Source organism: Streptomyces sp. NPDC029122, from assembly GCF_055569445.1.
Map to the genome: position 1 here is coordinate 42,349 of NZ_JBVHWK010000005.1, position 17,307 is coordinate 59,655.

At 74.0% G+C, this 17,307-nt stretch carries 16 protein-coding genes; 5 read left to right on the forward strand and 11 right to left on the reverse strand.

Annotated elements, in window-relative coordinates; translation table 11 throughout:
• The first annotated feature begins 171 nt into the window (after positions 1-171).
• The gene (idi, locus tag ACZ4WZ_RS08340) at positions 172-774 is read left to right on the forward strand and encodes an isopentenyl-diphosphate Delta-isomerase (RefSeq protein WP_467886759.1); all 603 of its coding nucleotides are present in this window, start codon (positions 172-174) and stop codon (positions 772-774) included.
• A 59-nt stretch (positions 775-833) separates the two neighbouring features.
• On the opposite strand, the gene ACZ4WZ_RS08345 is transcribed toward idi, so the two are convergent.
• Both ACZ4WZ_RS08345 and ACZ4WZ_RS08350 read right to left on the reverse strand, forming a co-directional pair.
• Entirely contained in the window at positions 834-1,328 is a 495-nt protein-coding gene (locus ACZ4WZ_RS08345) for an ATP-binding protein (protein ID WP_467887376.1), read from the reverse strand.
• A 130-nt stretch (positions 1,329-1,458) separates the two neighbouring features.
• Entirely contained in the window at positions 1,459-2,094 is a 636-nt protein-coding gene (locus ACZ4WZ_RS08350) for an HdeD family acid-resistance protein (RefSeq protein ID WP_467886761.1), read from the reverse strand.
• 81 nt (positions 2,095-2,175) lie between these two features.
• On the opposite strand from ACZ4WZ_RS08350, the gene ACZ4WZ_RS08355 reads away from it, so the two are divergent.
• Entirely contained in the window at positions 2,176-2,925 is a 750-nt protein-coding gene (locus ACZ4WZ_RS08355) for an enoyl-CoA hydratase/isomerase family protein (RefSeq protein ID WP_467886762.1), read from the forward strand.
• Here ACZ4WZ_RS08355 and ACZ4WZ_RS08360 read toward each other — a convergent pair.
• The gene (locus tag ACZ4WZ_RS08360; RefSeq protein ID WP_467886764.1) at positions 2,900-3,538 is read right to left on the reverse strand and encodes a DJ-1/PfpI family protein; all 639 of its coding nucleotides are present in this window, start codon (positions 3,536-3,538) and stop codon (positions 2,900-2,902) included. The two genes, ACZ4WZ_RS08355 and ACZ4WZ_RS08360, sit on opposite strands and share 26 nt — an antisense overlap.
• A gap of 309 nt (positions 3,539-3,847) precedes the next feature.
• Positions 3,848-4,816: a GlxA family transcriptional regulator gene (locus ACZ4WZ_RS08365; protein ID WP_467886766.1), complete on the reverse strand. Its 969-nt coding sequence runs from the start codon at positions 4,814-4,816 to the stop codon at positions 3,848-3,850.
• A 142-nt stretch (positions 4,817-4,958) separates the two neighbouring features.
• On the opposite strand from ACZ4WZ_RS08365, the gene ACZ4WZ_RS08370 reads away from it, so the two are divergent.
• Positions 4,959-6,197, forward strand: a complete 1,239-nt coding sequence (locus ACZ4WZ_RS08370; protein WP_467887379.1) for an SLC13 family permease — start codon at positions 4,959-4,961, stop codon at positions 6,195-6,197.
• Positions 6,198-6,228: 31 nt separating this feature from the next.
• The gene (locus ACZ4WZ_RS08375) at positions 6,229-7,866 is read left to right on the forward strand and encodes an ABC-F family ATP-binding cassette domain-containing protein (protein ID WP_467886768.1); all 1,638 of its coding nucleotides are present in this window, start codon (positions 6,229-6,231) and stop codon (positions 7,864-7,866) included.
• Between the two features lie 24 nt (positions 7,867-7,890).
• Here ACZ4WZ_RS08375 and ACZ4WZ_RS08380 read toward each other — a convergent pair whose 3' ends face one another.
• From ACZ4WZ_RS08380 to ACZ4WZ_RS08405, 6 genes are all read right to left on the reverse strand, one after another.
• Complete coding sequence (locus ACZ4WZ_RS08380; RefSeq protein WP_467886770.1) at positions 7,891-8,130, reverse strand: hypothetical protein; 240 nt, start codon at positions 8,128-8,130, stop codon at positions 7,891-7,893.
• 79 nt (positions 8,131-8,209) lie between these two features.
• A complete protein-coding gene (locus ACZ4WZ_RS08385; RefSeq protein ID WP_467886772.1) occupies positions 8,210-8,992 on the reverse strand; it encodes an SDR family NAD(P)-dependent oxidoreductase in 783 nt (260 codons plus the stop codon).
• Positions 8,989-10,209, reverse strand: coding sequence for an MAB_1171c family putative transporter (locus ACZ4WZ_RS08390; RefSeq protein WP_467886774.1), 1,221 nt, complete (start codon positions 10,207-10,209; stop codon positions 8,989-8,991). The genes ACZ4WZ_RS08385 and ACZ4WZ_RS08390 overlap by 4 nt, the downstream gene beginning before the upstream one ends.
• On the reverse strand, positions 10,199-10,705 hold the full coding sequence (locus ACZ4WZ_RS08395; protein ID WP_467886776.1) for a M78 family metallopeptidase domain-containing protein: 507 nt from the start codon (positions 10,703-10,705) through the stop codon (positions 10,199-10,201). Before ACZ4WZ_RS08395 ends, ACZ4WZ_RS08390 begins: the two co-directional genes overlap by 11 nt.
• A gap of 321 nt (positions 10,706-11,026) precedes the next feature.
• On the reverse strand, positions 11,027-13,531 hold the full coding sequence (locus ACZ4WZ_RS08400; RefSeq protein WP_467886778.1) for a Tex family protein: 2,505 nt from the start codon (positions 13,529-13,531) through the stop codon (positions 11,027-11,029).
• Between the two features lie 82 nt (positions 13,532-13,613).
• Positions 13,614-14,477, reverse strand: coding sequence for an SCO6745 family protein (locus ACZ4WZ_RS08405; RefSeq protein ID WP_467886781.1), 864 nt, complete (start codon positions 14,475-14,477; stop codon positions 13,614-13,616).
• 309 nt (positions 14,478-14,786) lie between these two features.
• Between ACZ4WZ_RS08405 and ACZ4WZ_RS08410 the strand changes: the two genes are divergently transcribed.
• A complete protein-coding gene (locus tag ACZ4WZ_RS08410) occupies positions 14,787-16,289 on the forward strand; it encodes a M1 family metallopeptidase (RefSeq protein WP_467886784.1) in 1,503 nt (500 codons plus the stop codon).
• A 35-nt stretch (positions 16,290-16,324) separates the two neighbouring features.
• Here ACZ4WZ_RS08410 and ACZ4WZ_RS08415 read toward each other — a convergent pair whose 3' ends face one another.
• Positions 16,325-17,200 carry an oxygenase MpaB family protein gene (locus ACZ4WZ_RS08415; RefSeq protein WP_467886786.1) on the reverse strand — a complete coding sequence of 292 codons (876 nt, stop codon included), beginning with the start codon at positions 17,198-17,200 and terminating at the stop codon, positions 16,325-16,327.
• Between the last annotated feature and the right edge of the window lie 107 nt (positions 17,201-17,307).

Sequence of the window (17,307 nt, forward strand, 5' to 3'; positions counted from 1 at the left end):
ACCACCTCCCCCCCCCCCCCCCCCCCCCCCCTCCCCTCCCTCCCCCCCCCCCTCCCCCCCCCCCCCCCCCCCCCCCCCCCCCCCCCGGCGGACATGCGTGGATCGCCGAAGTGGGGACAAGCCGCTTTTGTACGGCAGACTGAAGGCCGAAGTCCGAAGCGAAGGATGGGTATGCCGACCACACCAGCCACCGACGCCACCAGCAGCGCGTCCGCCGGCACCGGAGCTCGAGAATCGATCATGCTCGAACTGGTCGACGAGTCCGGCAACACCATCGGCACGGCGGAGAAGCTCTCCGCACATCAGGCGCCCGGCCTGTTGCACCGGGCGTTCTCCGTGTTCCTCTTCGACGAGCAGGGGCGGCTGCTGATCCAGCGGCGCGCCCTCGGGAAGTACCACTCCCCCGGCGTCTGGTCGAACACCTGTTGCGGTCACCCCTATCCCGGGGAGTCGCCGTTCGCGGCGGCGGCCCGGCGCACCCATGAGGAGCTCGGGCTCTCGCCCTCGCTGCTCGCGGAGGCGGGGACGGTCCGCTACAACCACCCGGACCCGGCGTCCGGACTGGTGGAGCAGGAGTACAACCACCTGTTCGTGGGACTGGCCCAGGCCGCGCCGGCCCCGGATCCGGAGGAGGTCGGCGACACCGCCTTCGTCACGGCCGAGGAGCTGGCGAAGCAGCACGCGGAGCAGCCGTTCTCCGCCTGGTTCATGACGGTGCTGGACGCGGCGCGCCCCGCGATCCGCGAGCTGACCGGCGACGCGGCCGGCTGGTAGCCGCTGCGCCGTTCAGGTGCGGACGCCCGGGTGGGCCGTCCGGGGCCGGTCCCCGGGGGTCAGGCCCCGGGCGCCCGGGCCGGGAGCGGCAGGGCCGCCCAGATCACCTTGCCGCCCGTCGCGGTGTGTTCCACGTCGCACACCCCGCCCGCCTCCCGGGTGATCTCCCGGACCAGCAGCAGGCCCCGGCCGCCGGTCTGGCCGAAGTCGGCCTCCAGCGCCTTGGGCCGGTACGGGTGGTTGTCCTCGACGGCCACCCGTACCCACTCCCGGCCCACCGCCACCTCGACGGCGACCTCCGGGGAGAGCAGGGCCGCGTGCCGGACCGAGTTCGTCACCAGTTCGGAGACGATCAGCAGCAGGGAGTACACCAGGTCCTGCTGGGCCGGCACCCCCTGGCGGCCGAGCAGCTCGCGGACCGCGCGGCGGGCCTGCGGAACGGATTCTTCAACCGCGGGCGCGGTGAAGCGCCACACTCCCTCATAAGCGGGAGGGTCGGCCGGAGCCGACACCTCACCTCCCCCGGCCGGCGGGATGCTCCCGCTGTCGTCCATCTTCCGGCCCCCGTCTTCACGCTCGATCGTCTCCACGCGTCAAGAGTGGGGAACACCCTGGTCCCGCCCACGCTGCTGACCAGAAGTCAGCGTCAATCGGACGCTTTCTGACCACTGGCTTATGACGGAGTCAGTTGTGGGTCTGTTCCTGATCCGGCAGGCTCCGGTTGGCAGCGTCTGTCTCCTCTTCCCTGACCAGTCCGAGGATCCGGCGGGCCCCCAGACCCAGTCCCATCAGGCTGAGTCCGTCGAACAGCAGGGCGAGCGAGAAGCAGGTTCCGATCACGTACAGGCTGTTGCCCGGCCAGCCCGAGAGGATCAGGATGCCCAGCAGGAGCCCGAAGGCGCCCTGGACCAGCGAGATCCCGAAGTTGGCGCCGCGCACCACCAGCGCCCCCACGAGGCGGAAGACCCCGCCGGTGAGGAAGAGCAGGGCCGCGAACATGGTCAGTGCCTCGGCGCTCGCCTCCGGGCGGCGCAGGATCACGAAGCCCGCGGCCAGGTTGATGGCGGCGACGATGACGGCCAGCCAGAAGTAGCTCGTCCCGCGCGACTGCACGGCCTGCGCGAGGCCGACGACACCGCCGATGAGCAGCAGCCAGCCGAAGAGGAACATCGAGGTCAGAGTGGCCACGCCCGTGTAGACCAGGCCCACCAGGCCGGCCAGTACGAGGATCACCCCGAGCAGGGCCAGAAGCCCGAAGCCGCGCTTCAGCTGCTTCTTCTCCCGCTGCTGCGGAAACGGGTCGCTGCGGTCGGCGCCCATGGACGTGCCACCTCCTCGGCACCCCCCGGGGTCGGATTCCCCTTGATCATAGGATCGGCCGGCCGGGATAGCATCCGGCGCATGGACGCAGCCCTCCACCACACGGTCGCCGACGGGGTCGCCACCGTCGTCATCTCGCACCCCGCCAAGCGGAACGCCATGACCGCCGCGATGTGGCGGGCCCTTCCGGAGCTGCTGGAGCTGCTCGCCGCGGACGAGGCCGTACGGGTGCTGGTGCTGACCGGGGCCGGCCCGACCTTCTGCGCGGGGGCCGACATCTCCTCGCTCACCGGCAAGGAGGACCCCCAGGCCCTGGCGGTGGCCGCGGAGGAGGCCCTGGCCTCCTTCCCGAGGCCGACGGTGGCCGCGATCCGGGGGTTCTGCGTGGGGGGCGGCAGCCAGCTGGCGGCGGCCTGCGACCTGAGGTTCGCGGAGGAGGGCGCGGCGTTCGGGGTGACCCCGGCGAAGCTGGGCATCGTCTACCCGGCCTCCTCCACCCGGCGGCTGGCCTCGGCGGTCGGCCCGGCGTGGGCCAAGTACCTGCTGTTCTCGGCCGAGTTGATCGATGCCGAGACGGCCCTGCGGGCCGGGTTCCTGAACGAGCTGCTGCCGGCGGGCCGGCTGGAGGAGCGGGTGGCCGAGTTCGCGGGGATCCTGGCCGCCCGCTCGCTGCTGACGCAGGCCGCCGCCAAGGAGTACGCGGACGGCCGCACCGGCCGGGAGGCGTACTGGGCGGGTCAGGCCGCGGCGAGCGGCGACACCGCCGAGGGTGTCGCCGCGTTCCTGGAGCGCCGTGCTCCGGAATTCAGCTGGCGTCCGTCAGGGGATTAGCGGCGCGCAGCCGGGCGACGAGCTCGGCCGGGGCCTTCTCCGGGGAACCGGCGTCGTAGGGCGGCTGGGGGTCGTACTCGCACAGCAGCTGCACCGCCTCGGCGTACGGGTCCCCGGCGATCCGGCCGAGCAGGCCGAGCCCCATGTCGATGCCGGAGGACACCCCGGCGGCGGTGACGTACTTGCCGTCGAAGACGACCCGCTCGCCGGTGGGCTCGGCGCCGAAGGGGACCAGCCGGTCGAGGTAGAGCCAGTGGCTGGTCGCGCGCCGCCCCTCGAGCAGGCCGGCCGCGGCGAGGAGCAGCGAGCCGGTGCAGACGGAGGTGGTCCAGGTGGTCGTCGCGTCCACGGCCCGCAGCCACTCGAGCACCGCGGGGTTCTCCATCTCCACCTCGGGGTTCGGTCCGCCGGGCACGATGACGATGTCCGGCCGGGTCACCTCCTCGAGCGCCTTGTCCGCGACGAGGGCGAGCGCCCCGTTGTCGGTGCGCACGGGGCCCGGGCGCTCCGCGACGAACACGGTCTCGGCGTCGGGCACGCGGCTGAGGGTCTCGTAGGGCCCGACGGCGTCGAGCGCGGTGAAGCGGTCGTAGAGCAGTACGGCGATCTGCATGGCTCCTCCGGAGCGGTAGGCCGCCCCGGTCGTGGGGCGGAGGTCGATGTGCGGGGCGCTGTGACAACGCCCGTACGGTGCCGGGCGGCACGCCTTCCGCACGCGCCGCGCGTTCCGCGCCGCCGGGCCGGGCGCCGGGCCGGGCTCGGCCGGACCGGGCGCGGTTTCCGCGTGCGGGGGTGCGCCGCCCCGCGGAGCCGGAGCGCGCCGGCGCTGGGCAGCGCGCGGACGTGCACCGGCAGGGTGCGGCATCAGGAGAGGCGCCGGCAGGGGCCGCCGCGTCGGGAGAGACGGCGGCAGGGGGCCGCGTCAGGAAGGGCGGCGGCGGCCGAAGCGGCGGCGGTACTCGGCCGGGGGCTGACCCAGGGTTTTGACGAAGGCCCGGCGCAGCGCCTCCGGCGTCCCGTAGCCGCAGGACTGGGCGATCTGCGCGACGCCCTCGCAGCTGTCCTCCAGCAGCCGCCGCGCGTGTTCCACCCGCACCCGCTCCACGTACCGGCCCGGAGTCACCCCCGTCTCCGCCTGGAAGGCCCGCGCGAAGTGTCTCGGCGAGAGCGCCGCCCGCGCCGCCAGGGCCTCGACGCTCAGGTCCCCGCCCGGATGCTCGTTGATCCACTGCTGGACGTCCCGCAGCGGCGCCCGCCGTGCCGTCTGCGCCGCCAGCTGCGCGCTGAACTGCGCCTGGTTGCCGGGCCTGCGCAGGAACACCACCAGGTGCCGGGCGATCAGCAGGGCCGCGTCCCGCCCGAGGTCCTCCTCCACCAGCGCCAGCGCCAGGTCGATCCCGGCGGTGACCCCGGCCGAGGTGGAAACGGGGCCGTCCCGGACGTAGATGGGGTCCGGCTCCACCGACACCCGGGGGTAGTCCCGTGCCATCCGCTCGCAGACCGACCAGTGCGACGTGGCCCGCCGTCCGTCCAGCAGCCCGGCCTCGGCCAGCAGCAGCCCCCCGGTGCAGACCGACACCAGCCTGCCCGCACCGCCCCCGTACGCGCGCAGCCAGTCGGTGAGCCTCGGCTCGAAGTCCGCCGTGCGGCGGCCGCCGGGTACCAGCAGCGTGGTCCCGGGGCCGGGGCGGGCGCTCTCCAGCGCCCCGTCGGACAGCAGGGTCAGTCCGCTGCTGGTCCGTACCGGCGCGCCTCCCGGGGAGACGGTACGGATCGCGTACCCCTCCTGCCGGGGAAGGCGGCCGGCTCCGTCGAAGACCTCGACGGGGCCGGTCACGTCCAGGCTCTGCACCCCGTCGTAGAGGACGACGAGCACGTTTCGCGGTGACATGCCTCCATCCTGTGACCACGCTCGCCGTGGCCGCAATGACGGGTGTCCCACCTTTACGGACGCGCGGCGGCGGGGTGCGATCCTTGGGCGTTCCCGTCCCGCCGTCCGGAGCACCGCCCTGAACACCGTCGTCGCCGAGTCCCTGTCCGTCGTCCTGTTGCTCGCCGTGCTGGCCTTCGCCGTGCTGCGGCCGCGGGGGCTGCCCGAGGCGGCGGCCGCCGTGCCGGCCGCCGGGCTGCTCGTCGCCCTGGGTGTGGTGTCCCCGGCCGATGCCTGGCAGCAGACGCGGGAGCTGCTGCCCGTGGTCGGGTTCCTGGCCGTGGTCCTGGCCCTCGCGCAGCTGTGCGCGGACGAGGGGCTGTTCCGGGCCGCCGGGGCGGCCGTGGCCCGACGGGCCGCCGGGCGCGGGGCGGCCGGGCTGCTGGGCGGGGTGTTCCTGGTGGCCTCGGCGGTCACCGCCACGCTGAGCCTGGACGCCACGGTGGTGCTGCTCACGCCGGTGGTGCTGGCGACGTCCGCCCGGCTGGGCGCCCGGCCCCGCCCGCACGTGTTCGCCACCGCGCACCTGGCGAACTCGGCGTCGCTGCTGCCGCCCGTGTCCAACCTGACGAACCTGCTGGCCTTCACCGCGAGCGGGCTGACCTTCACCCGGTTCGCGGCGCTGATGGCGCTGCCGTGGGCCGTCGCGATCGCGGTGGAGTACGCGGTGTTCCGCCGCTTCTTCCGGGCGGACCTGGCAGCCCCGCCCGAGCACCGGCCCGAGGCGGCGGAACCGGCGCCGGTGCCGCGTTTCGCCCTGGCCGTGCTGCTGCTGACGCTGGCGGGCTTCGCGCTGGCCTCCCTCTTGGGGGCCGGCCCCGTCTGGGCCGCGCTGGCCGGGGCCGTGGCGCTGGGGGTGCGGGCCCTGCTCCGCCGGGAGACCACCCCGCGGCGGCTGGTGGCCTCCACCGCGCCGGCGTTCTGCCTGTTCGTGCTGGCGCTGGGGGTGGTCGTACGGGCCGTGGTGGACCACGGGCTCGGTGACGGGCTCCAGTGGCTGCTGCCCGACGGGGACTCGCTGCCCGCGCTGCTGGCCGTGGCCGGGGTGGCCGCCGTACTGGCCAACCTGATCAACAACCTGCCCGCGGTGCTCGCGCTGCTGCCGCTGGCCGCGCCCGGCGGGGCGGGGGTGGTGCTGGCCGTGCTGATCGGCGTGAACATCGGCCCGAACCTCACGTACGTCGGCTCCCTGGCCACCCTGCTGTGGCGGCGGCTCCTGCACGCGCACGGCGAGGACGTCCGGCTGGGCGCGTTCACCCGGCTCGGGCTGCTCACCACGCCCGTGTCCCTCGCGGCGGCGGTGACGGCCCTGTGGGCGGGACTGCGGCTGATCGGGCGGTAGGGCGGCGGCGCGCCGATAGGATCGGGGCATCATGACTGCAACCCTCGTCGCCAAGAACCTCACCGCCGCGCACGGTGAGCGCACGCTCTTCGCCGGTCTCGACCTCGTCGTCGCGCCCGGCGACGTCATCGGACTCGTCGGCGTCAACGGCGCCGGGAAGTCGACCCTGCTGCGCGTGCTCGCCGGGCTGGACACCCCGGAGACCGGTGAGCTGCGGCTCTCCCCGCCCGGCGCGGCCGTCGGCCACCTCCCGCAGGAGCCGGAGCGGCGCGACGGCGAGTCGGTGCGGGAGTTCCTCGCCCGCCGGACCGGTGTGGCCGCCGCGCAGGCGGCGCTGGACGAGGCCACGCAGGGCCTCGTGGACGGCACCCCCGGCGCGGACGACGCGTACGCGGAGACCCTCGACCGCTGGCTGGACCTCGGCGGCGCCGATCTCGACGAGCGCGCCCAGGAGGTGGCGGACGAGCTGGGCCTGGCGGTGAGCCTGGACCTGCCGATGTCGGCGCTGTCCGGCGGCCAGGCCGCCCGGGCCGGCCTCGCCTCGCTGCTCCTGTCCCGCTACGACGTGTTCCTGCTGGACGAGCCCACCAACGACCTCGACCTGGCGGGGCTGGAGCGCCTGGAGCGGTTCGTGACGGGGCTGCGCGCGGGCACGGTGGTCATCAGCCACGACCGCGAGTTCCTGACCCGGACGGTCACGAAGGTCCTCGAACTGGACCTGGCGCAGCAGCAGATCAACCTCTACGGCGGCGGCTACGCCTCGTACCTGGAGGAACGCGAACGCGCCCGGGACCACGCCCGCGAGGAGTTCGAGGAGTACGCCGGCAAGAGGTCCGCGCTCGAGGGCCGGGCCCAGATGCAGCGCAACTGGATGGACAAGGGCGTCCGCAACGCCCGCCGCAAGGCGAGCGACAACGACAAGATCGGCAAGAACCTGCGCGGCGAGTCCAGCGAGAAGCAGGCCGCCAAGGCCCGCCAGACGCAGCGGGCGATCGAGCGCCTGGAGGTCGTCGAGGAGCCCCGCAAGGAGTGGGAGCTGCGCCTGGAGATCGCGGCGGCCCCGCGCTCCGGCTCGGTGGTGGCGACCCTGCGCGAGGCGGCCGTCGAGCGCGGCGACTTCTCCTTCGGCCCGGCGAGCCTGCAGATCGACTGGGCGGACCGGGTGGCGATCACCGGGGCCAACGGCGCCGGCAAGTCCACCCTCCTCGCGGTGCTGCTGGGCCGGCTGACCCCGGATTCGGGCTCGGCCACGCTCGGCTCGGGCGTGCTGGTCGGTGAGGTGGACCAGGCGCGCGGCCTGTTCCTCGGCGGTCAGCCGCTGCTGGAGGCCTTCTGCGCGGCCGTCCCGGACACCGAGCCGGCGGAGGTGCGTACGCTCCTGGCCAAGTTCGGCCTGAAGGCGGCGCACGTGCTGCGCCCGGCGGCGACCCTGTCGCCCGGCGAGCGCACCCGCGCGGCCCTCGCCCTGCTCCAGGGGCGCGGGGTGAACCTGCTGGTGCTGGACGAGCCGACGAACCACCTCGACCTGCCGGCGATCGAGCAGCTGGAGTCGGCCCTGGAGGTCTACGAGGGCACGCTGCTGCTGGTCACGCACGACCGCCGGATGCTGGACGCGGTGCACGTGACCCGCAGGCTGGAAGTGGCGGACGGCAAGGTCACCGAGCTCTGAGCCGAGAGCTCCGGGGCGGGCGCCCTAGAACTCCTTCGGGCCCTTGCCGTGGCTGCGGTGCTTGCGCGGCTCGTCCGGGTCCTGGGTCCGGGGGTGGTCGAGGCGGCTCGCCTCGTCCGTGTCCTCGGCCCGGACGGGGCCGGGCCCCGGCTTCGGCCGGGATTCCCGGGAGGTGTGGTGCCGCCCGGGGTGCGGTTTGCGCTGCTGCTGTCCTTCGTCCTCGCCGTGGAGCGGGACGCCTCCGGCGCCGCCTTGCTCGTCCATGGCACGTCCTCCTCTGCCGAGGGCCGTTGTCCCCCTCGTCCGGCGGCTGCCCGGACCGCGGCCCCGCAAACCGGTCCGCTCAGGCCCGCGGGCCGGCCGGGGGGCGCCGCGCGCGGGCCATCCTGCGGGCCACGAAGGCGCGCGGGAGGTGGCGGGCCGCGAAGGCGTACGCCTGGTAGTGGCGGCCCGTGACGCTGATCGGGCGGCGGCGGGCGAGGTCGCGCAGGGCCTTGGCGACCACCGCCTCGGGCTCCAGCCACACCGCGTCGCGCAGGGCGCTGACGTCCATGCCGGCGCGTTCCTGGAACTCGGTGCGGGTGAAGCCCGGGACCACCGCGAGCACCCGGACCCCGTAGGGCTCCATGTCGACCCGGAGGGACTCGCTGAAGGCGGTGACCCACGCCTTCGCCGCCCCGTACGTCCCGGTCGGGAGCAGGCCGGCGACGGAGGAGACGTTGAGCACGGCGCCCCGGCGGCGCTCCCGCAGGCCCGGAAGGAGCGCGTGGGTGAGCCGGAGCGGGACCTTCACGAGGAGGTCGAGCATCCGCTCCTCGTCCTCGACGGGGTTGTACGGGTAGGGCGCGGGCAGGCCGAATCCGGCGTTGTTGACCAGGACGTCCACGGGCCGCGCGGTGTCGGCGAGCCGGTCGGCGACGGTGGCGCGGGCGGCGGGGTCGAGCAGGTCGGCGGGCAGTACCTCGCAGGTGCTGCCGGTCCGGCGGGTGAGTTCGGCGGCCAGGGCCTCCAGGCGGTCCTTGTCCCGGGCGACGAGGACCAGGTCGCAGCCCTTGGCGGCGAAGGCCCGCGCGAAGGCGGCGCCGAGGCCGGCGCTGGCCCCGGTGATCAGTACGGTGGTGGTCACGTGGCGTTCGCTTCCTGGCGTTCAGGCGGTCCGGGTGGCGGGGCGAAGGCGGCGGCCGCGGGCGAGCGGTAGGCCCGGGCGACGTCCACGAGGAACCTGGCCTCGTCCTCCAGGCCGCCGCCCTCCATGGAGGTCCGCATCGCGGCCGGCAGTTCCAGTGCGGTGGCCCCGGACGGCTGCCCGGGCAGTCCGGCGAGCTTCGTGCGCCGGGCCTCCTTCAGTACGCAGGCCAGCGCGGCGGCCGCGCGCTGCCGCTCGGGGACGTCCGCACCGGCGACGTGGCCGCGTGCGAGCTCGGGCAGGCCCGGGGGGACGTACTCCCCCAGGATCAGGATCGCGTCGCGGGTCTCGATGACCTTGCGGTAGACGAGCAGGTCCCGCGGCACGGGCGGCCAGAGCAGCTCCAGCAGCCGTCCCGTCCGGGGCTCGGTGAGCGCCACGTACGGGACGGCCTGGACCAGGTCCCGCCACAGCGGCCACAGCAGCCAGGCGGTGGTGGTGTCGGCGAGGGCGCGGCGCAGCGTGAACAGGGTCGGCACGAGGATGGCGGCGGCGCGCAGCAGTCCGTGCAGGCTCATCAGCAGCGGCAGCGCGGGCAGCGCCCAGGTGCTGCCGAAGAGGGCCTTGAGCAGGTACACGAACCAGAACACCCAGGCCAGCGCGGTGCCGAGGCCGAACAGGCGCAGTCCGAGGGCGAGCGCGCGGCTCTCGGAGCGGCGGCCGTAGCGCCGGCAGACGTGGACGCAGATGGTGTTGGCGATCAGGTGGGCGGAGATCAGCACGAGCCAGTACGCGAGGGAGGGCACCGGGCTCCCGGCGGGCGGGATGGTGTGCGTGCCGTGTCCGGGCGCGGCGGCGTCCAGGGTGAGGAGGACGGCGATCCAGAGCACGGCGCCCGCCCAGGAGGCGAGTTGGAGCCTGCGGCCGCGGGTGGCGGCGGCGACGAAGTAGAGCACGGCGCCCGCCGACAGGACGCCGATCAGATTGCGGGCGAGGCCGACCGTGTGCGCGTACGAGGGCCCGGCGGTCATGGCGTACCGGACGACGGCGGGCAGGTTCAGGGTCATCGCGGCGGCCGCGGTGGCGACCGCGAGCCACAGTCCGCGCTGTTCCGGGGAGCGCAGGGCGCCGGGAGCCCGGAGCAGGACGGCGATCCACAGGCAGACGACTGCGGGGACGGCGAGCCAGTCGCCGGCGGCGGCGAGTTCAGCTGCCATCGCGGTGACCCCGTGCGTAACCCATGGCGGATTCCAGCCGGTCGAGGGCGCCCCGGGGGGCGGTGGCGCGGCAGGGGCGGCCCGGGGCGGAGGTGTGGACGCGGATCATGCTCGCGAGCATCTCCGCCTCCTGCTCCTGGCGGGTGGTGTAGTCGGTGCGGCCGCGGACGACGGGGGCCCGGCCGTCGGTCTCCTCCCCTTCCAGGGAGTGGTGGCCGAAGAGGATGTGCCCGAGCTCGTGGAGCACGATGTGCTCGCGGTGCAGGGGGGTGGTCTGGGCCTCGTAGAAGACGTAGTCCACGGTGTCGGTGCCGACCCACAGCCCGCAGACGCCGGATCCGGCGGCCTCGCTGGGCAGTGGGTGCAGCCGGATGGGCCGGCCGCGGCGGTCGGCCATGTGCGCGCACAGGCCTTCCAGGGAGAACGGGGGCGTCAGATCCAGGTGACCGAGAATCGTCGCGCAGCGTTTGCGCAGGCCGAGGTCCCGGTAGGGCATGCGTTCCCTCTTCGGGCCTTTTCTCGGGCAGCGGCGGTAGGCGTGGGGGGTGGGCATCGGCATGGGGTCCTGTGCCTGGAGGCGGCCTCGGGGGGTGCGGTCCCGGAGGGAGGAGCGGGAACGCCCGTCCGCGCCGGCGAACGGGCGAACGGACGTTCCACCATGCCTACAGATCATCCGGGGCGGTTGGCAAGCGCGTCCCCCTGGCGGGGGTGGCTATTCGGCCACTCCTGCCGGTCGGCGGCCGGGCCGTGGCCCGGGGGCACCTCCCAGCGGTAGCCGGGGAGCGGCGCGGGTCGGGCAAGATCCGGAAGGGACGGCCTAACGGCGCCCCCGGCCTTCCTCCTGTCCGGTCAGCCCGGCCCGGCGAAGGGCGTCGGCCATGGCGCTGTTGGCCGGGGCCGGGGCGCCGGAGCGCTGGCCCGCGCCGCCCTGGCGCTGTCCTCCGCCGCCCTGGCCGCCCTGCCGCCTGCCGTCGCCGCCGCGCTGGCCCTGCGCCTGGGCCTGCCCCTGGGCCTGACCCTGCGCCTGGGCCTGAGCCTGGGCCTGACCCTGGCCGCCGCCGCGCTGCCGCGGAGGGCGCCCGCCGCCGCGGCGGTCGCCCTGGCGCTCGTCCCGCTGCCTGGGGGCCCCGGCGCCGCGCTCGGCGCCGGCCTCGTCCTCCAGCCGCAGGGTGAGCGAGATCCGCTTGCGCGGGATGTCCACGTCCATGACCTTGACCCGGACGATGTCGCCGGGCTTGACCACGTCGCGGGGATCCTTGACGAAGGTCTTCGACAGGGCGGACACGTGCGCCAGCCCGTCCTGGTGGACGCCGATGTCGATGAAGGCGCCGAAGGCGGCCACGTTGGTGACCACCCCTTCCAGGATCATGCCGGGCGCCAGGTCGCCGATCTTCTCGACGCCCTCCTTGAAGGTGGCCGTCTTGAAGGCGGGGCGCGGGTCGCGGCCCGGCTTCTCCAGCTCGCGCAGGATGTCGGTGACGGTCGGCAGGCCGAAGGCCTCGGTGACGAACTGCTCGGGCCGCAGGGAGGCCAGTACGGAAGTGTTGCCGATGAGCGCCGCCACCTCGGCACCCGCCGCCTTGCCCATGGCCCGCACCACGGGGTAGGCCTCGGGGTGCACGCTGGAGAAGTCCAGCGGGTCGTCCCCGCCGCGGATCCGCAGGAAGCCCGCGCACTGCTCGTACGCCTTCGGGCCCAGGCGGGCCACGTCCTTGAGGCCCTTGCGGCTGCGGAAGGGGCCGTTGGCGTCGCGGTGGGCGACGATGTTCTCGGCGAGGGTGCCGCTGATGCCCGACACCCGGGAGAGCAGGGGGGCGGAGGCGGTGTTGACGTCCACGCCGACGCCGTTCACACAGTCCTCGACGACCGCGTCGAGCGAGCGGGACAGCTTCACCTCGGACAGGTCGTGCTGGTACTGGCCGACGCCGATGGACTTCGGGTCGATCTTGACCAGCTCGGCCAGGGGGTCCTGGAGGCGGCGGGCGATGGAGACCGCGCCGCGCAGCGACACGTCCATGTCCGGGAGTTCCTGCGAGGCGAAGGCCGAGGCGGAGTACACGGAGGCGCCGGCCTCCGAGACCATCACCTTGGTGAGTCCCAGCTCGGGGTGGCGGGTGATGAGGTCCCCGGCGAGCTTGTCGGTCTCGCGGGAGGCCGTGCCGTTGCCGATGGCGACCAGCTCGACCGCGTGCTCCTTCGCGAGCCGGGCGAGCTTGGCGAGGGCCTCGTCCCACCTGTTGGCGGGGACGTGGGGGTGGATCACGTCGGTGGCCACGACCTTGCCGGTCGCGTCGACGACGGCCACCTTGACGCCGGTACGGAAGCCGGGGTCCAGGCCGAGCGTGGCGCGGGTGCCGGCCGGGGCGGCGAGCAGCAGGTCGCGCAGGTTGGCGGCGAAGACCCGTACGGCCTCGTCCTCGGCGGCGGCGCGCAGCCGGGTCCGCAGGTCGATGCCGAGGTGCACCTGGATCTTCGTGCGCCAGGCCCAGCGGACGGTGTCGGCGAGCCACTTGTCGCCGGGGCGGTCGCGGTCGGCGATGCCGAAGCGGCGGGCGATGAGCCCTTCGTACGTGGAGGGACCGGGCGTGTCGGAGGGCTCCTCGGGCTCCAGGTCGAGGGAGAGGACGTCCTCCTTCTCGCCGCGCAGCATGGCGAGGATCCGGTGCGAGGGGAGGGCGGTGAACGGCTCGGCGAAGTCGAAGTAGTCGGAGAACTTCGCGCCCGCCTCCTCCTTGCCCTCGCGGACCTTCGCGGCGAGCCGGCCCCGGCTCCACATGCGCTCGCGGAGGTCGCCGATCAGGTCGGCGTCCTCGGCGAACTTCTCGGTGAGGATGGCGCGGGCGCCCTCCAGGGCGGCGGCCGCGTCGGCGACGCCCTTGTCCGCGTCCACGAACGCGGCCGCGGCGGCGGCCGGTTCCACCGACGGGTCGGCCAGCAGTCCTTCGGCGAGGGGTTCCAGGCCGGCTTCGCGGGCGATCTGCGCCTTGGTGCGGCGCTTGGGCTTGAAGGGGAGGTAGATGTCCTCCAGCCGGGCCTTGGTGTCGGCCTCGTTGATCCGGGCCTCCAGCGCGGCGTCGAGCTTGCCCTGCTCGCGCACGGAGTCGAGGATCGCGGCGCGGCGGTCCTCCAGCTCGCGCAGGTACCGCAGCCGCTCCTCGAGGGTGCGCAGCTGGGCGTCGTCGAGCATCTCGGTCGCTTCCTTGCGGTAGCGCGCGATGAACGGCACGGTGGAGCCGCCGTCGAGCAGCTCGACGGCGGCCCTGACCTGCCGTTCCCGTGCGCCGAGCTCCTCGGCGATCCTGCCTTCGATGGACATGGTCACAGTGCGGTCCCGCCTGCCTTCGTGCGTTTGCGTGGAAGGCTGTCAATTGTGGCAGGTGCCGCGGGCGGACCCGGGGAGCCCCTCAGCCCTTTCCGAAGAGGTCGCGGGGGAAGGCTCCGGCGCCGATGGCCCGGCTGGCGAACGCGCCGCCGAGTTCGCCGAGCCGGGCGAGGCCGGCCGCGCCGAGGTGCTCGTACGGGGCGGCGTCGAGGCGGTCGGTCTCGGTCTCCAGGCGCTCGCGCAGCGCGTGGCCCTCCTCGGTGAGCTCGCCGTCGGCGTCGAGGACGCCGCGGTCGCGGAGCCGGCCGGCGGCGGCGTCGAGGTCGGCCTGGTCCCAGCCGCGGATGCTCTTGACCCACTTGGGGTTCATGCCGCGGCCGGTGGCGGTGTGGCTGACCAGGGCCTCCAGCGGGTCCAGGCAGGTCTGCAGCAGCGCGGCGAGGTGTCCGTCGCCGCGGTGCTCGCGCAGCAGGGTGGTGGCGTGCCACAGCCGCAGGTGCGGCTCCTCTGGGACGGGGAGGTCGGCGTGCGCGGCGTACAGGGCCCGGCCGTGGCGGGTGCAGGCCTCGGTGGCGCGCAGGGCGAGGCCGGCGGCTTCGGCGAGTTCGGGTGAGGCGATGACCTCGTCCCCGAGGAGGCGGCGCAGGGTGCTGTCGGCGGCGCGCAGCCGGGCGGCGAGGACCTGTTCGGGGGTGGCGGTGTCCCAGACGGCGGGGAGGTGGGCGGCGACGAGGTCGTGCCGGTAGTTGTAGAAGGCGGCGGTGACCACGCCGGGGCCGACGGCGCCCATGGCGGCGGAGCGGCTGGCGAGGTTGACGGCGACCCGGTGGGTGATGCCGAGGGCGCCGAGCTCGGTGGCCAGGTCCGGGGAGAAGTAGCTGGTGGCGTGGAGGGGGTTGATGGCGGCGTGCCAGACGCGGCGCGCGGCGTGCTGGGGAAGCGTCATGCGCCGCAGGTTACCGACTGCTCAGTATGTCGCTGACGTCGGCCCCTCCCCCGTCCCCTCGACGGCCCGGGAACCGTGCCGTTCCGGCCACTCTGCGCCCTGCCGTCACCGGGGCATCGGTGCAGCTCGGACGGTACGCCCGGCCGGCGGCGGGCCGACTGGGCCGGGTTCGTGACGTCCGAATGGCGATCGTGTGACAGCAGGGGCCATGGACATGACGTGAGCGATCACGGGTGAATACCGTCGAACGACGAACCTCGGACGTCGGACCACGAACCGACTTGTCTCCCCTACCCCTTGGAGCTCTTCGTGCACCGCAAAGTCATCGCCCCGAGCGTCCTGGCCGCCTCCCTCCTGCTGGTGATCCCGGCGTCGGCGGCCAGCGCGGGTCCCGGCGCCCCGGGCATCGGCGACAGCTACTACCCGGCCAGCGGGAACGGCGGCTACGACGTCTCCCACTACGACCTGCGCCTGAAGTACCAGCCCGGGACGGACCTGCTGGAGGGCACGGCCACCCTTCTGGCCACCGCGAAGCAGGACCTGTCCCGGTTCAACCTCGACTTCGGCCTCAAGGTCAGCGAGGTCCGGGTCAACGGGGCCAAGGCGAAGTTCGCCACATCCGGCACGCACGAGCTCGAAGTGACGCCCGCCCAGCCGCTCCAGAAGGACCGTCAGGCGACGGTCGTCGTCAAGTACGCGGGGAAGCCCTCGGAGTTCAAGGTCGACGGCTGGTCGGCCTGGCAGCGGACCCCGGACGGCGGCGTGGCGGCACAGGAGCCCGACGCGGCCGCCTGGTGGTTCCCCAGCAACGACCACCCCCTGGACAAGGCCACCTTCGACGTGTCGGTCAACGTCCCGGACGGCACCCAGGCCATCAGCAACGGCGTCCTCCAGTCTCAGAGTTCGAGACTCGGCTGGACCCGCTACAACTGGCGCTCCAACAAGCCGCAGGCGACCTACCTGGCCACGCTCGCGATCGGCAAGTTCGACATCACCACCGGCAGGACGGCGAACGGCCTGCCGATCCTGAACGCGTACAGCAAGGACCTCGGCGACAACGCCGGCGCGGCCCGCGCCAGCGTGGAGCGGACCGGCGAGGTCGCGGAGTGGCTGGAGGGGATCTTCGGCCCGTACCCCTTCAACGCGCTCGGCGGCTACGTCCCGAACGTACCCAGCGGCTTCGCGCTGGAGACCCAGACGCGGCCGTTCTACAGCCCGCGGCAGTTCGCGAACGGCGCCAACATCTCGGTCGTCGTGCACGAGCTCGCCCACCAGTGGTACGGCGACAGCGTGTCCGTGGACCACTGGAAGGACATCTGGGTCAACGAGGGCTTCGCCCGCTACAGCCAGTGGCTCTGGTCGGAGAAGGAGGGCGAGGGCACCGCCCAGGAGCTCGCCGAATGGACGTACGCCTCCCGCCCCGCCGAGGACCCGTTCTGGCAGGTCAAGCCCGGTGACCCGGGTCCGGACAACCAGTTCCACGGGGCCGTGTACGACCGTGGGGCGCTCGCGCTCCAGGCGCTGCGCAACGAGATCGGCGACGAGAAGTTCTTCACGATCCTCAAGGGCTGGCCGACCGAGAGGGCGTACGGCAACGCCAAGGTCGGGGACTTCGTCCGGTACGCGGAGAAGGTCTCGGGCAAGCCGCTCGCGCAGCTCTTCGAGACCTGGCTGTACACCCCGGGCAAGCCGGCCTTCGCCCCGCCGGCCGCCAAGACCGGCGCCCGCGCCCTCCAGTCCCCGGCCGGCCCGGTCGCCGAGCCCAAGTCCTGGAAGAAGATCGCCGCGACGAACTCGGTCCACGACCACTGACCCACGGCGGTACGCGGACTCGCGCGCCGGCCGCCCTACCAGGTGCCGGCGCGCCACCGCGCCCGCGCGGCGCGGGCCCTCGGCAGGTAGCGAAGCCGCTCGGGCAGCACCGGTACGAGGAGCCGTACGGCGGTGCTGAACCGCCGGAGCCGGCGCTCCTGCGCGGGGGTCCACTCCAGGCCGAGGGCGGCCCGGGCGTCGGGCGGCATGTACCCGACGGTGACGAAGGCCCGGAAGCGCAGGTAGCCGACGCGCAGGACCGGCCAGGTCATCCGCAGCAGCAGCCGCAGGACCGGGGAGGCCGCCTCGGGGCGGGGCAGGTCCACCTCGGTGGAGAGCAGTTCGCGGGCGACCTCGGTCGGCTCGATCTCCTCGGCCAGCATCCGGTGGTAGTACGGCCAGAACTCCTCGACGCTCTGCGGCATGTCCCGGTCGCGCAGCCCCAGGATCCGGCCCACCCGGAGCCACTCCGCGTACAGCTGCCGCTCCTGGGCGGGGGTGATGCGGCGGAAGAGGTAGCGCCCGGCGTACACGGCGACGGGGAAGCCGGTGGCGTGCACCCAGGCGTAGCAGGCGGGGTCGAGGGCGTGGTAGCTGCGGCCCCGGGTGTCGGTGCCCCGGATCCCCTTGTGCAGGCGGCGCACCCGGCGCCCTTCGGCGGCGGCCTCGGCCCCGCCGTAGACCCACAGCATCACGGACCGCAGGGAGCGCTCGCCGCGCCCCCAGGGGTCGGTGCGGAAGACCGAGTACTGGTCGACGCCGGCCCCGACGGCGGGGTGGGCGACCTGCAGGGTGAAGGCGGCGGGCAGGGTCAGCAGCGAGCGGATGTCGCCGGTGGTGGTCCACAGCACCCCGCCGGGCGGCGGCGGCTCGGGGTCGAGACGCCCGGTGATGCGGGCCGTGTCGTTCATGGGTCAATTATGCGAGCGCGAGAAGTCCTCGGTCCGGACAGAAAGTCTTGTCATGGGTGTTACCCAGAGGTAACCGCGGCTGCTTGGATTACGGCGTCGATCTTCCC